The organism is Massilia sp. Root351 (assembly GCF_001425045.1).
Taxonomy (GTDB): Bacteria; Pseudomonadota; Gammaproteobacteria; order Burkholderiales; family Burkholderiaceae_D; genus Rugamonas.
In genome coordinates this window covers 415,675-431,533 of the sequence record NZ_LMDJ01000001.1, presented here as the reverse complement: position 1 = coordinate 431,533, position 15,859 = coordinate 415,675, and the positions used below count along the sequence as shown (strand labels likewise).

12 protein-coding genes are annotated in these 15,859 nt (G+C 67.8%); 3 read left to right on the top strand and 9 right to left on the bottom strand.

All coding sequences use genetic code 11. The features are described from left to right. The first annotated feature begins 25 nt into the window (after window positions 1-25). Together ASD15_RS01915 and ASD15_RS01910 are read left to right on the top strand one after the other, a co-directional pair. A complete protein-coding gene (locus tag ASD15_RS01915) occupies window positions 26-958 on the top strand; it encodes a DMT family transporter (protein WP_057153052.1) in 933 nt (310 codons plus the stop codon). Next, window positions 955-1,443 (top strand): GNAT family N-acetyltransferase, encoded by a 489-nt coding sequence (locus tag ASD15_RS01910; RefSeq protein ID WP_057153051.1) that lies wholly within the window; start codon window positions 955-957, stop codon window positions 1,441-1,443. Before ASD15_RS01915 ends, ASD15_RS01910 begins: the two co-directional genes overlap by 4 nt. Here the strand turns inward: ASD15_RS01910 and ASD15_RS01905 are convergent. The 9 genes from ASD15_RS01905 to ASD15_RS01865 all read right to left on the bottom strand — a co-directional run bounded on the left by ASD15_RS01905 (window position 1,433) and on the right by ASD15_RS01865 (window position 15,127). Beyond that, window positions 1,433-3,004, bottom strand: coding sequence for a glycine betaine ABC transporter substrate-binding protein (locus ASD15_RS01905; protein ID WP_057153637.1), 1,572 nt, complete (start codon window positions 3,002-3,004; stop codon window positions 1,433-1,435). The two genes, ASD15_RS01910 and ASD15_RS01905, sit on opposite strands and share 11 nt — an antisense overlap. Window positions 3,005-3,119: 115 nt before the next feature. Beyond that, window positions 3,120-5,825, bottom strand: coding sequence for a zinc-dependent metalloprotease (locus tag ASD15_RS01900; protein WP_229418024.1), 2,706 nt, complete (start codon window positions 5,823-5,825; stop codon window positions 3,120-3,122). Between the two features lie 26 nt (window positions 5,826-5,851). Beyond that, window positions 5,852-7,072: an imidazolonepropionase gene (gene hutI / locus ASD15_RS01895; protein WP_057153050.1), complete on the bottom strand. Its 1,221-nt coding sequence runs from the start codon at window positions 7,070-7,072 to the stop codon at window positions 5,852-5,854. After that, entirely contained in the window at window positions 7,072-7,665 is a 594-nt protein-coding gene (locus tag ASD15_RS01890; protein WP_057153049.1) for a HutD family protein, read from the bottom strand. The genes hutI and ASD15_RS01890 overlap by 1 nt, the downstream gene beginning before the upstream one ends. Further along, window positions 7,665-9,029 carry a formimidoylglutamate deiminase gene (locus ASD15_RS01885; RefSeq protein ID WP_057153048.1) on the bottom strand — a complete coding sequence of 455 codons (1,365 nt, stop codon included), beginning with the start codon at window positions 9,027-9,029 and terminating at the stop codon, window positions 7,665-7,667. The genes ASD15_RS01890 and ASD15_RS01885 overlap by 1 nt, the downstream gene beginning before the upstream one ends. After that, window positions 9,026-9,826 (bottom strand): N-formylglutamate deformylase, encoded by an 801-nt coding sequence (gene hutG / locus ASD15_RS01880; protein ID WP_057153047.1) that lies wholly within the window; start codon window positions 9,824-9,826, stop codon window positions 9,026-9,028. Before hutG ends, ASD15_RS01885 begins: the two co-directional genes overlap by 4 nt. A 22-nt stretch (window positions 9,827-9,848) precedes the next feature. Further along, complete coding sequence (gene hutH / locus ASD15_RS01875) at window positions 9,849-11,405, bottom strand: histidine ammonia-lyase (protein ID WP_057153046.1); 1,557 nt, start codon at window positions 11,403-11,405, stop codon at window positions 9,849-9,851. An 11-nt stretch (window positions 11,406-11,416) separates the two neighbouring features. After that, window positions 11,417-13,120 carry a urocanate hydratase gene (gene hutU, locus ASD15_RS01870; protein WP_057153045.1) on the bottom strand — a complete coding sequence of 568 codons (1,704 nt, stop codon included), beginning with the start codon at window positions 13,118-13,120 and terminating at the stop codon, window positions 11,417-11,419. A 345-nt stretch (window positions 13,121-13,465) separates the two neighbouring features. Continuing rightward, entirely contained in the window at window positions 13,466-15,127 is a 1,662-nt protein-coding gene (locus ASD15_RS01865) for an amidohydrolase (RefSeq protein WP_057153044.1), read from the bottom strand. 93 nt (window positions 15,128-15,220) lie between these two features. Here ASD15_RS01865 and ASD15_RS01860 point away from each other — a divergent pair, with 93 nt between their 5' ends. Beyond that, window positions 15,221-15,859, top strand: coding sequence for a glutathione S-transferase family protein (locus tag ASD15_RS01860; protein ID WP_057153043.1), 639 nt, complete (start codon window positions 15,221-15,223; stop codon window positions 15,857-15,859).

Below are 15,859 nucleotides of genomic sequence, written 5' to 3'. Positions count from 1 at the left end.
CGGGGAAAGCCCGTATACTGCCCGCATGTCCTCGCCTATCCTCTTCGCCATCGCCTGCCTGATCTGGGGTTCCACTTTCTGGGCTATCACCCTGCAACTGGGCGACGTCGCCCCCGCAGTCTCCATTGTGTACCGCTTCGGCCTGGCCTCGGCCACCTTGTTCGCCTGGTGCCTGCTGCGCGGCGACCGCCTGCGCATGCCGTGGAAGGTGCAGCGCTGGATGATGCTGCAGGGCGTGGCCACCTTCGCCATCAGCTATGTCTGCACCTATACTTCCGAGCAGTACCTGGTGTCCGCGCTGGTGGCCGTGCTGTTCGTGCTGATGGTGTTCTGGACCCCGATCTGCAACCGGCTCATGTTCGGCACGCCGCTCACCTGGCGCATGTGGAATGCGGCGGCGGTGTCGATCTGCGGCGTGATCCTGCTGTTCTACCAGCCCATCCACCACGCGTGGAAGGACATCCTGTCCGGCGGCAGCGGCCATTTCCTGCTCGGCCTGGGGCTGGCGCTGTGCGCCACCGTGGCCAGCACCATCGGCAACGTGGTGGTGGTGAAGGTGCGCGAAGAATCGTCGAATGTGTTCCTGACCATGGCCTGGGCCATGTTCTGGGGCACCGTGGCGGTGGCCTGCTGGGCGCTGCTCAACGGACAGGAATTCCGCCTGCCTTCGCGCCCAAGCTACTGGGCCGGCCTGATTTACCTGTCGCTGTTCGGCTCCGTGATCGCCTTCGGCGCCTATTTCACGCTGATCCACCGCATCGGCTCGCAGAAGGCGGTGTACATCGGCGTGGTGACGCCGGTGATCTCGGTGCTGCTGTCGATCCAGCTGGAACACTACCGGCCCGGTGCCATGGAGTGGTTCGGCATGGTATTGTGCCTGTCCAGCGTGGCCTGGGCGCTGAAAGCGCCGTCGCCCGCCAAATCAACCCCTTTAGAAAGCAACCTCGAAGCATCATGAGCTCAAACAGCCTGTCCATCCGTCCCGCCCTGCCTGAAGACGTCAACGCCATTTTCGGCATGATTTTTGAGCTGGCGGTGTTTGAAAAACTGGAACACATGGTGGTGGCCGACGAGCGCAAGCTGCATGAAAGCCTGTTCGGCGACCATCCGGCTGCCGAGGCGATCGTGGGCGTGGAGGACGGCGAAGTGGTGACGTTTGCCCTGTTCTTCCATAACTTCTCCACCTTCCTGTGCCAGAAGGGCTTGTACCTGGAAGACCTGTACGTGAAGCAGAATTGCCGCGGCAAGGGCTATGGCAAGCAAATGCTGGTGGCGCTGGCGCAACTGGCGGTGGAACGCAAATGCGGCCGCTTCGAGTGGTCGGTGCTGGACTGGAACGAGAACGCCATCAAGTTCTACCAGGGCATGGGCGCCACCGTGATGCCGGACTGGCGCATCTGCCGCGTGACCGGCGACGCGCTGTCCCAGCTGGCTACCGACTGATCCGTCCCCCGGGCGCCGCCAGGCGCTCCAGCAGTTCGAACAGGCCTTGCGTGAGCAGGGCCAGCGCGGCGGCGGGCAAGGCGCCCGCCAGCAGCATATCGTTGTCGTTCAGGGCCAGGCCGATGGTGATGCGTTCGCCGTAGCCGCCGGCGCCGATAAAGGCCGCTATGGTGGCCGTCCCCACGCTCATGACCGCCGCCGTTTTCACGCCCGCCAGTATCACCGGCATGGCCAGCGGCAGCTCCACATGCACCAGCTTGTGCCATCCCCTCAGTCCCAATGCCTGTGCGGCCAGTTTCAGGCCGGGCTGCACCTGGCCGATGCCGGTGCAGGTGTTGCGCACGATGGGCAGCAGCGCGTACACGAACAGGGCCACCAGCGCGGGGCCGGTGCCGATGCTGCCCAGCAGGGGAATCATCATGGCCAGCAAGGCCAGCGAGGGGATGGTTTGCAGCACGCCGGTGAGCGCCAGCACCGTTTGCCGCAGGCGCGGGACAGAGGCGGCCAGCACGCCGAGCGGCACGCCGACCGCGCAGGCCAGCGCCACCGCCAGCAGCACCAGGGTGACGTGCTGGCGCGTGAGGGTCCACAGGCTGGCGTCGAAGATCTTGGCCAGCAGGCCGGGGCGCGAAGCCGAGCCTGCGGCCTGCTGGCCGGAGGTGGACGGGGCGGCGGCGGCGGCGGCGGCACCAGCGTCGCCCGGCGCGGCATGCGCGCTGCCGGCCGGCATGGGACGGGCGGGCTTGGCGGCGCGGGTGGCGAGCCAGGCGGCGGCGACTGCTGCGAAGCTCTTGCCTTCGACTTCGGCGGCGGCGTTCATGGCGATCATATCGGCGGCCGGGATGGCGCCCTCCAGCTGCTGGATGGCGCGCCAGGCAGCAGGGAAACGCTGGGCGGCGTCCAAGCGGTACAGCAGGACCGCGTCGTAGCGGGGGAAGTAGGCTTTGTCGTCGTCCAGCACGCGCAGGCCGTATTGGCTGATCTTGGCGTCGGTGGAATAGATGTCGATCACGTCCACCTGCTTTTGCGCCAGCGCTTCGTAGGCGATGCCATGGTCCAGGCCGACCGGCTTTTGCGCCAGGCCGTAGCGTTGCGCGAGCCCGGGCCAGCCATCGGCGCGGCCGATGAATTCATGCGACAGGCCGAACTTGTAGCCGCCCTGCCCCACCAGGCCGCTCAAGGTGCGCGGCGCGCCGCTTCCGGCGTCGCCGCGCGTAGCCAAGGCGTAGGTGTTGTTGAAACCGAGCGGCACCGCCGCGCCCAGCCCCATCGGCGCCAGCTCGCGCCGCAGCTGCTCCAGCGGCGCGGATGCGCCGCGCCTGAGGATTTCCAGCGCAATGGTGCCGGTGTATTCGGGGTAGACGTCGATCTTGCCGGCCTGCAGGGCGGCCAGCACGATGGCGGTGTTGCCCAGCCCTTGCCTGTGCTCCGTTTTGACGTGCGGCGCGGCGGTCTGCGCCAGTACTTCGCCCAGCACGTAGGATTCGGTGAAGCGCTTGGAGCCGACGCGCAGCACGCCATCGTCGGCCGCGGCGGCGGCCGTCGCTGCGGCGGCGAGCAGCGCGGCGCATAGGCCGGCGCCAGCCGCGCGCCCGCTCGGACTCAGGGCAGCCCGCCAGGCAGGCGCGCTGAAAAGATCGCTGGCGCCGCGCACGCCGCCGCTCGGGCGCCGCAAGTCAGGCGCCCGTGCGCAGCATCGGCGCTTTGAGGGCCTGGCTCAGCGTTTCATAGCTCTCGGCCAGGTGCGCCCGCGCCTCGTTGCTGATGGAACCCGACATGGCGCCGCGTATGTCGCGCTGCAGGGCCAGCGCCTGCTGCCGCTGCAGGCTGCGCGCGTCCGCCCGCGCACCGGGCGCGGAGCGCAGCAGCGACGTGGCCACCCGCTTCAGGTGTTCGCGCTGCAGGTTGCGCCGCATGCTGCCGATGTCCTTGCCGGTTTTCAGCTCGCTCCACACGGCTGCTTGCACCGTTGTGTACAGCTCGTCGAGCGCCAGCGCCTTCTTCGGCTGGTCCACCTTCTCCTGCGAGTCGAGCAGGCGGCCCGCCACCGGGTCCGACATCAGCTGGTCCAGCGCAGCCGCCTGCAGCGACAGCACGTAGCTGCCGATTGAGATATCGGGCCGCGTGCGGTTCAACAGCTGGTCCCCGCCCAGGCGGCTCACCATGTCCGGCGTGAACTTGAAGCTGTCGGCGCGGAACAGGTTGTTGGTCAGCAGCTTGAGCGCGGCGCGCTGGCGCTCGACCGGTACCGGCGTGAACGTGGCGCGGCCGGTGCCTGCGTGGTCGCGCAAGTGCGTCACCCCGCCGACATACTTCACCACCACCGGCATCACCCGCGCAAACTGCGAGAAGCCATATTCAAAACTGCGGCGCAGCGACTCGTAGCTCTCGCCCGGCTTCAGGCGGCGCGTCTGCACGCGGTCCCACAGCTCGCGCGACATGGTCAGCCGCTTCTGGAAATAGGCCAGCGGATCGTCGCCCAGGTCGAAGATGTTCACGCCAGGGTCGGACACGCCGCCATAGGCTTCCTGGTCGGTGCCAAAGGCCAGCAACGGTTCGTTGGAGCGGTTGGCGATGCGCGCCAGCTCCTCCTTCTCCTGCTCCGGCGCGATGGGCTTGTAGGCGTATTCGATGGCCCAGTAGTCATACGGCCCCAGCGCGGACGTGACGTATTCGCCCTGCTGCTCGCCCTTCACCGCCAGGTTGAACGGCGTGTAGTCCATGACCGAGCCGCTCATGCCGTTCTTGCTGGTGAAGGCCTTGTCCTGCAGCTGCTTCAGCTTGTAGATGGTGGACGAGCGGAAGTTGTGGCGCAGGCCCAGCGTATGCCCCACCTCGTGCATGATGACCGAGCGCACATAGGCTTGCGCCACCGCCTCGGCCTGCGGACTGTCCATCTCGACGTCGCCGCGCGCCTCCATCAGGTCCATGGCGAAACCCATTTCCTGGGCCGATTCCATGCCGTAGTCGCAGCGGATACCGTTGACGGTGCGATTGCCGGCGTACCCGTGCGCATGGTCCGCTGCTTCCGGATTGAAGCGCGTGTCCTCGCTGGCCATGCGGCGCGCGCCGCGCGCGAACACGTCGGACATGCCGATGTCCGCATCGAGGATCTCGCCGCTGCGCGGGTCCACCTGGCGGGGACCGATGGCGAAGCCGGCGTCCACGCCCACGTACCAGCGCACCGAAGCGTGGCGCGCGTCCATGGTGTCGAAATTGTCCTTGGCGTCCTGCTGCTTGACTACGATGGCGTCCTTGAAGCCGATGCGCTCGAAGGCGGCGTTCCACGCCAGCACGCCCTGCTTCACGGATTCGCGGTATTTCTCGGGGATGTTCTTGTCCAGCCAGTAAACGATGGGCTGCTTCGGTTCCGACACGGCCAGCGCCGGGTCTTTCTTCTCCAGGCGCCAACGGTTCACCGCATGGCTGGCCTGGCTGGGCTTGATGTCGTCCGTGAAATCGAGGCTGGTGGTGACGAAGTGGCCGATGCGGTCGTCCGCCGCGCGCGCCGGCATGGGCTGCGCGGGCAGCGGCATGAAGCTGTAGTAGAAACCGAGGAACATGCTGCGCGGGTCGGGCAGCGTGAACGGCGGCGGCATATACATCGGCACCGGCATCAGCGGCGCGGCGGCGATGCGCGGCACGAAGTAGTGCGCGTTCACGTGGAAGCCGGTCATGCCGTCGTCGCTGCGTACGTTGCTAAAGCTGCTGTTGCGCGGGTCCAGGCTGTACGGCAGGCGGAAGGCGTAGTCCAGCCGCGTGGCGTAGCCGGGTATGTCGGTGAACAGCAGCGCGTTCGCTTCCACCAGGATGCCTTTTCCCTGCGGATTGGGCGCGCTGACCACCGGCGCTGCGCTCAGCAGGCTGTCCGAAAAGCCCTGCGACACGGCCAGCGCCTGCGGCGTTCCCAGCGTGGCGCGGAAGCCGGTGTTCAGCGCGATCAGCTGCACCAGGCTGCCGATCCTGCGGAACATGACCACTTCGCTGCGCGTCATCTGGCCGCCATACACGCCCCGTTCGCCGATGCCGTTCGGGGTATTCACGGACATGAAGAAGGGCTTGTCGAACTGCTCAGGTTTCAGCTCCAGCCATACTTTCTCGTCCTTCTGGTACAGGGACAAGAAACCCGGCAGGCGCTGCGCGCCCTTGACGATGTCGGCGAAAGGCTTGGGCGCTGCGGCGGCGGCCACCGGCGCGGCAGGCGCGCCGGGTGCGGCAGGCTGTGCCGGCGTGGTGGCGACCACCGGCACATCCGGATTGGGCGGCACCGGGGACGGCGGGGTCTGGGCGATGGCCTGGGTGCTCAGGGCCAGCAGTACGGCGAGGCGGATCGGACGCATGATGATCTGGGAAGGGGCGCTGGTGATCGTATTAATGTACACGATCGCCAGCGCCCCCGGGCGGGATTTTAGAGCGCCGGCGCCCGCAGCACGCCGCCGTTGACCACGCCCCGGCAGGGGTTGTAGCCGAAGGAATAACACAGGTCGGCCGGACGCGCGATGTCCCACAGCGCGAAGTCGGCGCGCTTGCCCGCTTCCAGCGTGCCGATATCGTTCTGGCGGCCCAGCGCGCGGGCCGCGTGCACGGTACAGCCCGCCAGCGCTTCCAGCGGAGTCAGCCGCCACAGGGTGCAGACCATGTTCATGGCCAGCAGCAGCGAAGTCATCGGCGAGGTGCCGGGATTGTTGTCGGTGGCCACCGCCATCGGCACGCCGGCCGCGCGCAAGGCGGCCACCGGGGGCGGCGTGGTGTCGCGCAGGAAGTAGTAGGCGCCCGGCAGCAGCACGGCGACCGTGCCGCCCGCCTGCATGGCGGCGACGCCGTCCGCCGTCAGGTGCTCCAGGTGGTCGGCGGACAGGCCGCGGTAGCGCGCCACCAGTTCGGCGCCGCGCTGGTCCGACAACTGCTCGGCGTGCAGCTTGACCGGCAGCCCGAGGGCGGCGGCGGCCTGGAACACGCGCTCGGTCTGCGCGTTGCTGAAGCCGATGCGCTCGCAGAAGGCGTCCACCGCGTCCACCAGTCCCTGGCCGGCCAGCAGCGGCATCATCGCGCACACTTCGGCCACGTAGTCGTCCGCGCGGCCGGCGAATTCGGGCGGCACGGCGTGTGCGCCGAGAAAAGTGGTGGCCACGCTCACCGGCAGCGTGGCGCCCACGCGGCGCGCCACGCGCAGCATCTTGGCTTCCGATTCCAGTGTCAGGCCGTAGCCGGACTTGATCTCCAGCGTGGTAACGCCTTCGGCCAGCAGGCTGGCGATGCGCGGCAGGCTTTGCGCGTACAGCTCGTCGTCGGTGGCTGCGCGGGTGGCGCGCACGGTGGACATGATGCCGCCGCCGGCCTTCGAAATGTCCTCGTAGGTGGCGCCGTTCAGGCGCGCCTCGAATTCGTCGCTGCGGTTGCCGGCGTGGACGATGTGCGTGTGGCAGTCGATCAGGCCGGGGGTAAGCCAGCAGCCGGCGCCGTCGTGCACCGTGGCGGCGCTGCCGGCCGCTGCGGCATCGCCGGCACTGCCCAGCCAGGCGATGCGGCCATCCTTGACGGCGACGGCGCCGTTGCGCAGTTCGCCGTAGCCTTCGGCACCGGCCATGGTGGCCAGGTGCACATTGGTGTACAACACGTCCCACGTCATTATTCGTCTTCTTCCTCGTTGGGGATGATGTCGACGATGAACACCGTGGCGCTGGACGCCTCCAGGGTCCACACGTCCTCGGTGTTGAGCACCAGCGCGTCGTAGCGCACCATGGCCACGCGCTCGTCGGCGCTGATCATGGTCAGGCTTTCGCCTTCGGCCAGGAACACGATGGTGGTGGGGCTGCGCCGCTCCAGCGTGGAGAAGTCGCGCACCACGCGCCGCTCCAGCTGGTGGCTGCAGCGCGCGCGCCGCGTCATGACGTTGAAATCGGTGGTGGGGCCGTCGCCCACGGTGGCCGACACGGCGATCTCGCCCGGGAAGGCCACCACCGGTTCGCGCTCGCTGAGCGCTACCTGGCGCTCGTTGCCCACATCCAGCACCACGCACGGCCCGCTCACCAGCGTCAGCGTGCGGTCGATGCCGGGAAAGAGCGAGAACGGACCGCTGTGGGCTATCGTGGCCAGGCTGATGCGCCAGTCGAAGTTGTCGAAAGTGGCGCCGTTGGGTGCGATGGCGATCTCGGTGGTGCTGCCGCCGCCGTTCTTCCACGGCGTGGCGTGCAGGCTTGCGTACTGTATCAGCTTGCTCATTACCTGAACTCCCGCAGTTCGGCCAGCGTCTGTTTGAACCGCGCGGCGATGGCCTGTTGCGCCGCGTGCTTCTGCTCGCGCACCACCCACTGGCCGCCAGCCAATACATGCTTCACCAGATTGTCGTTGCCGCTGAATACCAGGGTGCCGAGCACTTCGTCCGCCGCCAGCCCGTACAAGTTCGGATGGCCGTCGTCGAGCACGACGATGTCCGCCCGCTTGCCCGCTTCCAGCGCGCCCACCGCGCGCCCCGCCGCCTGCGCCCCGCCCTGCAAGGCGCCCTGCCATAAAAAGTCGCCCACGTTGCGCTGCACCGCCGACACCGCGATATTTCGGCGCTGCTGCATCAGGCGCTGCCCGTACTCCAGCCAGCGCAGTTCCTCGACGGCGCTGTGCGAAATATGGCTGTCGCTGCCGATGCCGAAACGGCCGCCTTGCGCCAGGAACGGCTCCAGCGGGAACAGTCCGTCGCCCAGGTTGGCCTCGGTGGTCGGGCACAGGCCCGCCACGGCGCCGCTTTGTGCGATGGCCTGCACTTCGCCGTCCACCAGGTGGGTGGCGTGCACCAGGCACCAGCGGCGGTCCACTTGCACCTCATCATACAGGTATTGCACCGGACGGCGCCCACTGAAGTCCAGCGACTGGCGCACCTCGCCCTGCTGCTCGGCGATATGGATGTGCACCGGCCGATTGTGCGGCAAGGCGGCCAGCACTTCGTTGATCTGGGACACGGAAGCGGCGCGCAGCGAGTGCGGCGCCACGCCGACCTCGGTTTGCGCGTCGCGCAGCGCTTCCAGCTCGCCAATGATCTTCAGCACGTCCTGCGCGTCGGTCTTGAAGCGCAGCTGTTCCGGCTTGAGCGGCGTTTCGCCGAAGCCCGCGTAGCTGTACAACACCGGCAGCATGGTCACGCCGATGCCGGCCAGCCTTGCGCCGGCGATCACGCGCCCGGCCGTTTCCGCGGCGTTGGCGTACATGGCCCCGTCCGGCGCCCGCTGCACATAGTGGAACTCGCACACCGAGGTGTAGCCGTGGCGCAGGCATTCGCTGAATAGCTGCGCGGCAATGGCTTCCATGTGCGCGGGGGTGATGTTGCGGGCGAAGCGATACATCAGGTCGCGCCAGGTCCAGAAGGAATCCGGCCCGTCGCCCGCCTTCTCGGTCAGCCCGCCCAGCGCGCGCTGGAAGCTGTGCGAGTGCAGGTTGACCATGCCGGGGATGGCGTATTCGGCCAGCTCCACGCCGGCCGGGTGCAAGGCGTTGGGCGTAACGTCGATCAGCTCGCCGCCGGCGTCCCATTGCAGCAGCACGTCCTGCGCCCAGCCGGACGGCAGCAAGGCGTTTTTTGCAAACAACGCGCTCACGCTTGCGCTCCCTTGGCCGCCCAATCGGCTGCCGCCTGCGTCAGCTGGCGCAGCAGCGGCTGCACTTGCGCGGCCAGGTCGGGACGGTAGCCATAGGGCGCCGTCTCGTCCATGTAGGTGGATTGGCACATCTCCAGCTGGATCGCGTGCACGTTGTGCGCCGGCTTGCCGTAGTGGCGCGTGATGTGGCCGCCCTTGAAGCGGCCGTTCACGGCCACCGTGTAGCCGCCGTGCGCCTGCGCCAGCGTGGCGATGGCGTCGGTCATGCCGGGCGCGCAGGCGGCGCCGTCGGCGGTGCCGAAATTCAGGTCCGGCAACTTGCCTTCGAAAAAGCGCGGCACCACCGACGCAATGGAGTGCGCGTCCCACAGCACCACGCGGCCGTGGATGGCCAGCAGCCGGTCCAGCTCGGCGCGCAGCTGCTGGTGGTAGGGCTTCCAGTACAGCTGCAAACGGCGCTGCACTTCGGCTTCATCGGGCGCGCCGCCTGCCGGGTACAGCGGCGCGCGGCCGAAGGTGTCGACCGGGCACAGGCCGGTGGTGTCCTGCCCCGGATACAGATTGGTGTTCTCGGGCGGACGGTTCAGATCGATCACGTAGCGCGACCAGCGCGCCGCCAGCGTCGAGGCCCCCATTTCCCGCAGGAAGCCATACAGCTGCACCAGGTGCCAGTCGGTATCGGTCTTGACCGCCGCGGCCGGCGCGAAGCCGGCCGCGATATCGTCCGGGATGTCGGTGCCCACGTGGGGCATCGACACCAGCAAGGGCAGGCTGCCTGCCGCGAATTGAAAGTCCATCTGGTCGTCCCCCTGAAGCTCGTTACGGATGCAGCGGCGTGAACAGGTTCTTGCAGGTAGCGCTCAGCTCACCCTTCAGCACCATCTGCTTGGCCGCCTCGATATCCGGCGCGAAGAAGCGGTCGGCGTCGAAGAACGGCACCTGCGCGCGCAGCTGCGCGTGCACGTGTTCCAGCTGCGGCGAGGTCTTCAGCGGACGGTGGAAGTCGATGCCCTGCGCCGCCGCCAGCAGCTCGATGCCGAGGATGACAGCCGTATTGTGCGCCATGTCGTCCAGGCGGCGCGCCGCGTAGGTGGCCATCGAGACATGGTCTTCCTGGTTGGCCGAGGTCGGGATGGTGTCCACGCTGCCGGGATGGGCCAGCGACTTGTTCTCGGACGCCAGCGCGGCTGCCGTCACGTGGGCGATCATGAAGCCGGAGTTGACGCCCGGATCGCGCACCAGGAAAGGCGGCAGGCCGGACAGCGTGGCGTCGATCAGCAGCGCGATGCGGCGCTCGGCAATGCTGCCGATTTCGGCGATGGCCAGCGCCAGCGTATCGGCCGCGAAGGCCACCGGCTCGGCGTGGAAATTGCCGCCCGAGACCACCACGGCGCTGTCGCCCTCCTGGAACAGCAGCGGATTGTCGGTGACGGCGTTGGCTTCGATCAGCAGGGTGCGGCTGGCGTTGCCGATGATGTCCATGCACGCGCCCATCACCTGCGGCTGGCAGCGCAGGCAGTAAGGATCCTGCACGCGCTCGTCGCCCACCAGGTGCGAGGCGCGGATGGCGCTGTTGCTCACCAGCTCGCGGTAGATGGCGGCGGCGGCGATCTGGCCCGGCTGGCCGCGCACTTCGTGCACGCGCGCGTCGAACGGCGAATCGCTGCCCTTGGCCGCGTCCAGCGACAGCGAGCCGGTGACCATGCCCGCTTCCAGCAGGCGCTCGGCCATGAACAGGCCGTGCAGCGCCAGCGCGTTCGACACCTGGGTGCCGTTGATCAGCGCCAGGCCTTCCTTCGCCGCCAGCACCACGGGGGCGATGGCGGCGGCCTTCAGCGCGTCCAGCGCCGGCACCAGCTCGCCGTTGTGGCGCACCTGGCCCACGCCCAGCATGGCCAGCGTCATGTGCGACAGCGGCGCCAGGTCGCCCGAGGCGCCGACCGAACCCTTGGCCGGAATGGCGGGCATGATGCCGGCGTTGTACAGCGCCAGCAAGGTGTCGATGATGAGCGGACGCACGCCGGAGTAGCCGCGCGCCAGGCTGCCGATCTTCATCAGCATGATCAGGCGCACCACCGCGTCCGACAGCAGCTCGCCGGTGCCCACCGAGTGCGACAGGATCAGGTTGCGTTGCAGCTGTTCCAGTTTTTCGTCGGGGATGCGGGTCTTGGCCAGCAGGCCGAAACCGGTGTTGATGCCGTAGGCGGCGTCGCCCTTGGCCACGATGGCGCGCACGGCGGCGGCCGACGCTTCAATCACCGGATAGGCTTCGGCGGCCAGCGTCACCGGCGCGCAGTCGTTCCAGGCCGCGCGCAGTTCGCACAGGGTCATCTTGCCCGGGTTCAGGGTCCAGGCTTTGCTTTGGCTTTGCGTCATTGGGTGCTCGCTTACTTGATCATTGGGAGATTGAGGCCGTTGCGCTTGGCGCAGGCGACCGCAGTTTCATAGCCGGCGTCGGCGTGGCGCATCACGCCCGAGCCGCTGTCGTTCACCAGCACGCGCGCCAGGCGCTTGGCGGCGGCGTCGGTGCCGTCGGCCACGATCACCACGCCGGAGTGCTGCGAGTAGCCCATGCCCACGCCGCCGCCATGGTGCAGCGAGACCCAGGTGGCGCCGCCGGCGGTGTTCAGCAGCGCGTTCAGCAGCGGCCAGTCGGAGACGGCGTCGGTGCCGTCCTTCATGCTTTCGGTTTCACGGTTGGGGCTGGCCACCGAGCCGGTGTCCAGATGGTCGCGGCCGATCACGATCGGCGCCTTCAGCTCGCCGTTGCGCACCATCTCGTTGAACGCCAGGCCGGCGATGTGGCGCTCGCCCAGGCCCAGCCAGCAGATGCGCGCCGGCAGGCCCTGGAAGGCGATGCGCTCGCGCGCCATGTCCAGCCAGCGGTGCACCTGCGCGTGGTGCGGGAACAGTTCCTTGATCTTGGCGTCGGTCTTGTAGATGTCTTCCGGGTCGCCGGACAGCGCCACCCAGCGGAACGGGCCGCGGCCTTCGCAAAATTGCGGGCGGATGTAGGCCGGCACGAAGCCGGGGAAGTCGAAGGCGTTTTCCACGCCCTGGTCGAAGGCCACCTGGCGGATGTTGTTGCCGTAATCGACCACCTTGGCGCCCAGCTGCTGGAACTCCAGCATGGCTTGCACGTGGGCGGCGCAGGAGTCGGCGGCGGCGGCCACCAGGCGCGCGTGGCGCTCGGGGTCCTGCTGCGCCGCTTTCCAGTCCGCCACGCTCCAGCCGCGCGGCAAATAGCCGTTCACCAGGTCGTGCGCCGAAGTCTGGTCGGTGACCATGTCCGGTACCGGGCCGCCTTCCTTGGCGCGCCTGACCAGCTCCGGCAGGATCTCGGCCGCATTGCCCAGCAGGCCGATGGAGATGGCTTCCTTGCGTTCGGTGTGGAACTTGACCAGCGCCAGCGCCTCGTCGATGGAGGCGGCCTGCTTGTCCAGGTACTTGGTGCGCAGGCGGAAATCGATGCTGCTCTGCTGGCATTCAATGTTGAGCGAGACGGCGCCGGCGAAGGTGGCCGCCAGCGGCTGCGCGCCACCCATGCCGCCCAGGCCGGCGGTCAGGATCCAGCGGCCGGCCAGGTCGCCGCCGAAGTGCTGGCGGCCCGCTTCGGCGAAGGTTTCATAGGTGCCCTGCACGATGCCCTGGGTGCCGATGTAGATCCAGGAGCCGGCCGTCATCTGGCCGTACATGAACAGGCCGGCGCGGTCCAGTTCGTTGAAGTGTTCCCAGTTGGCCCACTTCGGCACCAGGTTGGAGTTCGCCAGCAGCACGCGCGGCGCGTCCTCATGGGTCTGGAACACGCCGACCGGCTTGCCGGACTGGATCAGCAGGGTCTGGTCGGCTTCCAGCGCCTTCAGCGACGCCAGGATCTGGTCATAGCATGCCCAGTTGCGCGCGGCGCGGCCGATGCCGCCGTACACCACCAGGTGCTGCGGGTTTTCCGCGACTTCGTTGTCGAGGTTGTTCTGCAGCATGCGATAGGCCGCTTCCGCACCCCAGGTCTTGCAGACACGCTCGGGGCCGCGCGGGGCGCGGATATTGCGGGTGGCGTCGAAACGTGGATCGTTGGCGAGGGCAGTGCTCATGTCGTCTCCTTGGTTGCAGGTGATGCGGAGGAGCAAAAGATCGTCGCACGCCCTCCGCGCATCTTCCCAGCATAAGTTGTCTATACAACCAAGTCAAGCCCTGTCTGACAAATATCGCTTCCCTTCCCCTGATTGGATTTGCCCCTTGTGAATGAAGCCTTGGGGCAAGCCGTCGCCATCCGGATAGGGCCGTGAAAGCCCAGGCTGAATTGCCTGCCAAACAATACAAGCGGCTTGCGTCTGCAATATTCACACTGCTGCGCGACGCGACGCCACATGACAGCTTGCCTTGACAGGGCGCGAAGCGTCGCGGGCGCCGCGCGCCGCACCCAATGCCACCCCCAATTACTTCTTGTACACCTGCTTGCCCGCCACCCAGGTCTGCAGCACGGTGATCCTGCCGATGTTGGCGGCCGGGACTTTGAACAGGTCGGCGTCGGTGACGATGAAGTCGGCCCATTTGCCCGCTTCCAGCGAGCCGATGTCCTTCTCCTGGCGCGCGGCATAGGCGGCGTCCAGCGTGAAGCAGCGGAAGGCTTGCAGCAGCGTCATGGCTTCGTTCTTGTACCAGCCGCCGGCCGGGGCGCCGCTGGCGTCCTGGCGCGTCACGGCCGCGTGGATGCCGGCCAGCGGGTTGGGCGACTCGATCGGGAAGTCCGAACCGCAGGCGATCTTCGAACCCTGGCGGAGGAAGGTCTGCCACGCATATGCGCCCTTGATGCGCTGCGGACCGACGCGCTGCTCGGCCATGTTCTGGTCGGACGTGGCGTGGGTCGGCTGCATGGACGGGATGATGCCCAGCGCCTTGAAGCGCGGGATGTCGGCCGGCGTCACCACCTGCGCATGCTCGATGCGGTGGCGCTGCGCGGCGGCGTCCGGGTATTTCTTCAGCAGCTCGGCGTAGGCGTCCAGGATCTGGTGGTTGCCGGCGTCGCCGATGGCGTGCACGTTGACCTGGTAGCCGGCCTTCATGGCCTTCTCCATCTTGGCCAGCATCTCGTCGTTCTTGTAGAACAGCAGGCCGTGCGTATGCTGCGCGTCGCTGTAGGGCGCGATCAGCGCGGCGCCGCGGCTGCCCAGCGCGCCGTCCGAGTACAGCTTGACCGCCGACAGCGCGTACATGCCGCCGGCATAGCTTTGCAGCGGGCCGTCCTTGGCCAGCCGGTCGAAGTCGGCGCTGGTGTCGCCGATCATGGCATAGATGCGGGCGGTGAGCTTGCCGCCGTCGGCGTAGGCGCGGAACAGGCGGTCTTCGCCAACGCCGATGCCGGCGTCGTGCGCGCTGGTCAGGCCCACCTTGGCCATGTGCGCCAGCGCGCCGTCGAGCGAGGCGCGCGACTCGGCCTCGGTCGGCACCGGCACCACTTTGTTGACCAGGTCCATCGCGGCATCGACCAGGATGCCGGTCGGGCGGCCGATTTCGTCGCGTTCGATCTTGCCGCCGGCCGGGTCGGGCGTTTCATGGGTGATACCGGCCAGCGCCAGCGCCTTGCTGTTGACCCATACGGCATGGCCATCCACGCGGTGCATCAGCGCGGGACGGTCGGCCACCACGCCGTCCAGTTCCGCCGCTGTGGGGAAGCGGCCCAGCTTCCAGATCTCCTGGTTCCAGCCGTTGCCCACCACCCAGGCGCGCTGCGGGTTGGCCTTGCTGAAGTCGGCCACCGCCTGCAGCGCGCCGGGCAGCGAGGTGGAACTGTACAGCTCCACGCCGGTGGCGATGGCGCCCAGGCCGAACACGTGGCCGTGCGCATCGATCAGGCCCGGCAGCACGGTCTTGCCCTGCATGTCGACCCGGGTGGCGCCGGCCGGCGCCTTGGCCGCCACCGCCTTGCTGCCGCCCACCGCGATGAGCTTGCCTTCGTCGTCGTACGCCAGCGCGGCGAACCTCACCAGCCGGCCGGCCGCGTTGAGCGTGTAGCCGTTGGCGTTGTCGATGATGGTGGCCGCGGTGGCCAGCAGGGGCAGCGCGGTGAAGAGGGCAAGCATCAGGGTGGTCGGGCGCATCTAAACAATCTCCAGAGTGAATTCAACAGCAAGAAGGAGAGTGTAGCGAAATTTGCAAGCTGGTCCAATATGGTTTTCCCCTGGAGCGTAACCATGCTGACCCTGTTCGACTACCTGCCTTCCCAGAACGCCTGGAAAGTGCGCCTGCTGCTGCATCATTTGCAATTGCCCTACCGCACCGAGTACATCAGTATTTTCGAGGGCGAAGGCCGGCGTCCGGACTTCCTGGCGGTCAATCCGGCCGGCGCGGTGCCGGCGCTGCGGCTGGACGATGGCCGGGTGCTGGCCGAATCGAACGCCATCCTGGCCTACCTGGCGCAGGGCACGCGCTACCTGCCGCAGGATGGCTTCGGCCTGGCCAAGGTGATGCAGTGGCTGTCGTTCGAGCAGGACTACGTGGGCGCCATCGCCACGCTGCGGCACTGGACCATGACCGGCAAGCTGGAACGCCGCCCCGCCGAGCTGGTGGCGATGAGGCGCGCCGGTTCACTGCACGCGCTGCGCATGCTGGACCGCGAACTGGCCACGCGGCCGTTCATCGCGGGCGGCGCCTATACGATTGCGGATATGTCGGTGTATGCGTACACCCACCGGGCGGAGGAGGCGAATTTGCCGCTGGCCGAGTTCGTGCACGTGTCGGCCTGGGTGGCGCGGGTGGCGTCGCAGGAAGGCTTCCTGCACCAGTGCCACCCGTACTCGATCGACCCGTTTTCGGGCCGGGAGTTGCCTTGA